The sequence below is a fragment of the Bradyrhizobium sp. CCBAU 11434 genome (genome assembly GCF_028128895.1).
GTDB lineage: Bacteria > Pseudomonadota > Alphaproteobacteria > Rhizobiales > Xanthobacteraceae > Bradyrhizobium > Bradyrhizobium zhengyangense.
Window position 1 is genome coordinate 1 of the sequence record NZ_LBJX01000009.1, and the last position, 5,667, is coordinate 5,667.

5 protein-coding genes are annotated in these 5,667 nt (G+C 51.7%); all 5 read right to left on the bottom strand.

Annotated features, from left to right (window positions below):
• Positions 1–39 precede the first annotated feature (39 nt).
• The 5 genes from XI06_RS07550 to XI06_RS07570 all read right to left on the bottom strand — a co-directional run bounded on the left by XI06_RS07550 (position 40) and on the right by XI06_RS07570 (position 5,160).
• Positions 40–1,050 (bottom strand): restriction endonuclease, encoded by a 1,011-nt coding sequence (locus XI06_RS07550; protein WP_271604974.1) that lies wholly within the window; start codon positions 1,048–1,050, stop codon positions 40–42.
• 45 nt (positions 1,051–1,095) lie between these two features.
• Positions 1,096–2,499, bottom strand: coding sequence for a type ISP restriction/modification enzyme (locus tag XI06_RS07555; protein WP_271604975.1), 1,404 nt, complete (start codon positions 2,497–2,499; stop codon positions 1,096–1,098).
• 6 nt (positions 2,500–2,505) lie between these two features.
• A complete protein-coding gene (locus XI06_RS07560; RefSeq protein WP_271604976.1) occupies positions 2,506–4,212 on the bottom strand; it encodes an Eco57I restriction-modification methylase domain-containing protein in 1,707 nt (568 codons plus the stop codon).
• An 88-nt stretch (positions 4,213–4,300) separates the two neighbouring features.
• Positions 4,301–4,735, bottom strand: a complete 435-nt coding sequence (locus tag XI06_RS07565) for a DUF6641 family protein (protein WP_271604977.1) — start codon at positions 4,733–4,735, stop codon at positions 4,301–4,303.
• 167 nt (positions 4,736–4,902) lie between these two features.
• Positions 4,903–5,160, bottom strand: coding sequence for a hypothetical protein (locus XI06_RS07570; RefSeq protein ID WP_271604978.1), 258 nt, complete (start codon positions 5,158–5,160; stop codon positions 4,903–4,905).
• Positions 5,161–5,667: the final 507 nt, after the last annotated feature.

Below are 5,667 nucleotides of genomic sequence, written 5' to 3' on the forward strand. Positions count from 1 at the left end.
TCTCCAGCGGCTCAACGAAAAGTCTGCGGTAGCAGGTTGCTATTCGCTTAGTTCATCATGGTCCGTCGCCACGACGTATGTTCGTTTCAAGGGCAACAACATTCTGTACCTTGGCTCGAACTCTTCATAGTAATCGAAGATTAGCTTGATCAACTCTTCTCCAGTCATAAGCCGGATATTTTGGTTGGCCCGCTCGAACTCCAAGGCTGGAGTCGAATAGCTGCCTAGCGTTACAAACAGGCCATTCTCGTTGTCTTGTATGTGTCCGTAAAGTTGAGCAACCTGCGGCTGCCCGATCGTATTCAAGGTCTGCTTGCATTGCACCTTTACGACGTCCTTGAAGCCAAGCTCGTCTTTGTGAGCGATGATATCTATTCCACCGTCCCCCACAGCTTGGGTAACTCGACTATGGTAGCCCATGCGCTCCAACAGGTGTGCAACAAAGTACTCGAATTGACGGAACGAGAGGCCGGACTTCAACCGCTTCAGTACGAAATCTTCGATTTCCTCTTCTGCGAAAGCCGCTGCGGCAGTGCCAGTCTCCGCATCGACGTCTTCGCTGAGCAGCGGCTTCCCTTCGAAGGCAGCCATAAACTCCTCGGCGTTGTTCTTCACGCTAAACAAGGTTACCGCCGAGCCGATCTCATGCAAGGCTCCTTGAGAGAACGTTGGTCGTGCAATCTGATGCGTCCATTTGACCTGTCGCCGATTTGGACATTGCATTTCGTCCGCTTCCGCTAAGAACTGGTAGTCCCCGTCGACGACCCCAAGATTTACCATTCGATCGGTTTTAGACGGGTAGATAACCAGATCCCCCTTCTTCATTTCATGAACAAACTTGAAAAGCGTGCCTGCAACGACAGGTACGGCTCCTGGCTTGATGTTCGGGTATACAGCAGCGACGGCTTTCTTGAACGCCTCTCGTTTCGGAGGCACCTTCGATAGGTCTCCCATAGAAAGCCAACCGATGGCGACGAATCCCTCACGGATGGGCCGTGTGCCGAAGCCTCTGTTCATATGGATGCCCCAAATCGGGCGCTCTTCGGCCATTGCCAATAGCTCCTCTACAATCAACAAAGGTGTTGGATTGTGTCGCTACTCACCTATGCAGCTTGCCGTCGAAAGTTGCTCGAGTATAGCAACTGTCTCGACACTGACTCGTGTCACTCTGGCAATCAAATCGATAACTTGTTCTTTGTGGTCGGCGAATCTGTAACTATTGAACTTCTCACGGACAGTTGCGTCCCGTATCGGCTTCTCTTTATGTTGATCGAGAATCCATTCAAGTGCGGACCGGCTTCCAAGGCGGTAAGCCCACGCTGACGACGGTATGCCGTCGATAGTGGTTTCTGTATCGACGATTATCCTGTTCTGCTCGACGTCTGCCCTCAACAGCGCCTTGGGTACTACGCCGGCTTCCCGTGCGGTCTTGTCCAAGGTCTCAGTTCGGCGAAGCATCCAAGGCTCAACCTTCTTGTAGTCGGTATGCAAGCGAAGCAACTGCTCGCCCCATGCAGCCCATTTCCAGAAATCGTCATGCAGTGGCACACGCGGAAAATCGCGTTTCAGATTCTGGGAATATTTCTTCTGGTAAAGCGGGTCGTGGAGAGCAGCATACACATAAAAGAAGATCGCGCTCTTGGTGACCCGAAGCTTCGTTTTTGCGCTTTTGCGTCCGGTTGACGCTCCAATCTCATATTTATTCTTAAACTGACGCAATCCCCAGTCCGTCACGTTATCAATCTTACCGTCCCCGGGTAAGAAGCGGTACTGCGGGACGCCCTGAAAGCCATCATAGCTCGCCGCTAGATGGTATTCTCCAGGTAACGTCGAGGCGAGCGGACTAAACGGCGTCCTTGCTCCTGGATCGTTGAAGAAGATTGCCGTATTCGACTCGTTTGCCGGGAAAAATGCCGGCATCTTGTTTGGCATTTCAACCAAACCGCTGCCAAAATACGCCGTACGTTCTACGAAGGGCCGCAGTAGGATTTGCCGAAACGCACGTGAGTCAAAGGTGCGCTCTGTTCCTGCTTCAAGGGCCGCTATCATAGACCTGGACCACTTTATGGTGTTGCTTCGCTCGAAGTCTTGCCCCTCCTTCCGTCGTTTCAGGCTCTCTCGTACATTGGAATTGAACTCGGATAGGAAGTATTTGACTTTACGTTCGACGCTCTCGGAGGAAAGACCTACCAGCCAGTCATCACGGGCAGTGATGAATCCCATGGAGAAGTCGCCGAATATCGCCTTCTCCTGCGCCTTGGTCCTCGCCGCTTTCGTCTTTTTGCTAATTACAGGGACGAGGCTATCCCAATCATTGTTTGTGATGTTAAGCCAATTGGCGTCCTTATCGGGTGTGACTGATTCAAACGTCAGCGTGGAAGTTGGGTTGGTGGAGAGAAATGCAAGCTTGTCCTCGGCCGTTTCAAACTCCGGTCGGCGAGCGTAATGAATCTTGCAGCTCTTCAACTTGCGGTTCTTAACCAGAAAAGCAATCGCCACACCGGTTTAGATACCAAACACATTGTGCTTCGTGCCCGAGAGAGAGGTGTTATTGCGAACGTCGCCACCAAGATCGACGACATAAATCTCACCGAACTCTTCAGCTAGACACCTGCGAAAGCCGTCAAACGTTCGGCTCTCAATAAAGCTTCGGTTTGTCACGAAAGCTATGACACCATCGTCATGCAGTCGATCTGAGGCCCATCGGTAGAAACGAGCGTACATGTCGTACACTTTCGTTTTTTGGGCTTTGGATTTTGCAACATAGGTCCGCTTTATTTCGGCATCGATGTGCCGATAGGCTCTATTCTTATTGTCGTCGTTTTCGCTCTGCTGGTTAGCGTTATAAGGAGGATTGCCGATGACAACGGAGATCTTGCGCCTGTTTTGGCGCTTGATGCGTTCTACGTTTTCGGCGGACAATGCGCCAAAGAGATCGTGCTGGTGACCAGCCCGAATGCCCAAGCCGTCGGTATTATCAAGGGTATCAACGAAACAGAGATTCGGATATTCGAGGTATTGGTTGGTCACGCCATAGTAGGTCGCCTCTATGTTCAGATTGGCAACATAGTACGGCAATATCGCCACCTCGTTCGCATGGAGTTCGTTGGCATACTTGTACGCAAGTTTCTTCGGTTCGCCACGAAAGTGTTCGATGAGCTCGCAAATGAAAGTGCCTGTGCCGGTCGCCGGGTCGAGTATTTCGACATCCCGGTCTATTAGCGACCTGTCGAAGTGCTTTCCGATCAGCCAGTCGGCACCTTCAACTATAAACCGCACAATTTCACTCGGGGTATAAACAACACCGAGCCGGTCTGCCGCCTTAGGGTTATAAACCTTGTAGAAATTCTCGTAGATGACCTTTAGGAAATTTTGCTTCTCCAAATGGGTCGTGATCTGCGCTGCGTTCGTGCGGATCGCTGCGTAGTAGGGCTCAAGAGCCTTTAGCGTCGCCCGCTTAACGCCGCCCGTAAAGAACTTGGCTTCTAGGCCGTAGAGGGCTTTTGCAACATTGTTCTCCCGGTGAAAATCTCCTTCGTTGAAGACATGGGTAAATATCTCCTCCGTAAGGATGTGCTGAATGAGCATCTCACGGATATCAGCTTCTGAAATGATGGGATTGATAGTCTGCTTGGCTTGAGCAAGAAAAGCTGCCGCACTTTCTCTAAAGCTCGGATTAGTTTCGTAAGCAGCGTCTATTTTCTCTCGCAAGGCAGCAAGCACTGCTGGAAGGTCAATTTTGAACTGCTCGACGGCTCGACGGAACTCGGCAATTTCCGGCCGCTCCCAAGAAAAAAATGTGGTGACGAGCACCCCGAGCTTCTTGGTATCCGTCATCGAGCATCGCATCACCTCAACGCGATCTTGGATCAGCACGGCGATGTCGGAGTTCTCGAAAATTATATTGTCTTGCGGATAGCCCTTGGCGAGCTTCTTCTTGATTTCTTCGTCAAGGTCGTCAGCGGTATCCTTCGCTTCCCAATAACCGAACGGTACTCGAAGATCGTGCAGGATTGTGCCGTCAGGCCTGATGCGATTCTTCTGGGAGGAGATGAATTCGTACTGATTGATAAAAACCAATCCCTTTTGCTTGGACCACCTCTTGAGCAGATCTTTGAAGGCCTCGCTAATGACGCCTTCCGTGAAGCTGCCCGACGTTTGCTGGATACGACTCAAATCGTTCAAATAGTCCCGGATCAGAATCTGATTCATCGGCTTCCATCAGGTGCTTGCAAACCGCCTGCACCTTATATGATGGAAGCCGATAGCCTCAATGGTGTTTGCCTAATAGTTCACCGGGTCAAGCCGCCTTACGGCCAGATACTGGTCTCGGTCCCTTGCCTTCGCTCAACTGCGAATCGAGCTCGCCAGTTCGCACGGCCTTGATCAGAGTGTCGATGACGGTCGGCAGCTTTTCCAGCGGGCCGACAACGATGGCCGCCTTACCCTTTTCGAACTCGATGCGCTTTGAACCGACCTTCACGGTCATAACGTAGACACCGCTCTGATCTTGCTGCCACCACTTGCTCGTACGGAGCGGCTTCTCAACGAGTACCTTCTCGCCGCCTTCCGTTTTTTCCCAGCGCTTGATCCGTCTCTGGTACGTCGGATCGGCGAGCAGCTTCTTCTGATCTTCCAAGCGAGCGATCATGCGCTCCCGCTTGATCATCAACGGGTCAGTGCTGGGCTTGGGCTGCGGGACAAAAGTGAGAGACTTGAGGATGGAGGTCGACATGGTTGACTCCTGTGTGTTGGATGCGCTGCACGCCATCCGATCTAGCTCCTTCGATCCAGACGTCGAGCCAAAAAAGGTGCTCAGGGCTGGCAACGGCGGACAGCTTCGGGCAAAGAAAAAGGGGTCGGCAAATGCCGACCCCTTTCAGGCTCAATCTATCCGCAGTTTTAAACCACGATGACTAAGCTGCGCTTCTGCAGCTCTGGGATTTTTTCCATCGCATCCGCAAGTACGATGCGCCGGAAGAAGTCATGGAAGTCCTTCGGCTCAAGTATCTCGTAAGCTTCACGCCCAATGGCGAGGCGGCCTGTTATGGCCGCCTCCCCGTACACAACGGTGTCTTGGCATTGGAAACGCACCGCCAGATCTCGCACCTGTGCGGAGACCTTCTTGTCGTCGTTCAGATAGTTGTAATCGTCGTTCATATATATCCTAAATAGCTATGGCAGCGATGAAATGCCGCCGAGGAAAATTCTCGCCCGAGGAAATTGCCGGACGTAACTCGTTTGAAAATGTGTGCTGTTCGTTGCCTTAGCCAGGCGACATAGCGATCCAAATCGGAGCGCACCTGTTCAACGGTCAAGCCGCCAGATTGGCGACGGCCTTGCCGGCGCAAAAAATAAAACGACGCCGTCAACAAGGCAATCAACATAGCACAAATGGCCCTGAATGGCAAGTTTTGTGATGGTCACCACGGCTACAAGCCATTGAATTTATATGTGTTTATCGCCTCCGCCATATCGATGATTGTTTGTCCCTCAGCAACATCCATGCGTAACAATCTGAAAGAGCATACGACGATCAACGCATCCTCAGCGATCAACCAAATCAACCCCGATGCCACAACGGAACGGTGTGGCATGTCGGTGCACTCAACGGTAATCGCCTAACGGCGATACTCGCTACGCTCGTATCATCGATTTTTTGTGGTT

Excerpts from the sequence above, each read along its gene's own strand:
- XI06_RS07550 (WP_271604974.1), bottom strand. The coding sequence starts at position 1,050 with ATGGCCGAAGAGCGCCCGATTTGGGGCATCCATATGAACAGAGGCTTC.
- XI06_RS07560 (WP_271604976.1), bottom strand. The coding sequence starts at position 4,212 with ATGAATCAGATTCTGATCCGGGACTATTTGAACGATTTGAGTCGTATC.
- XI06_RS07565 (WP_271604977.1), bottom strand. The coding sequence starts at position 4,735 with ATGTCGACCTCCATCCTCAAGTCTCTCACTTTTGTCCCGCAGCCCAAG.
- XI06_RS07570 (WP_271604978.1), bottom strand. The coding sequence starts at position 5,160 with ATGAACGACGATTACAACTATCTGAACGACGACAAGAAGGTCTCCGCA.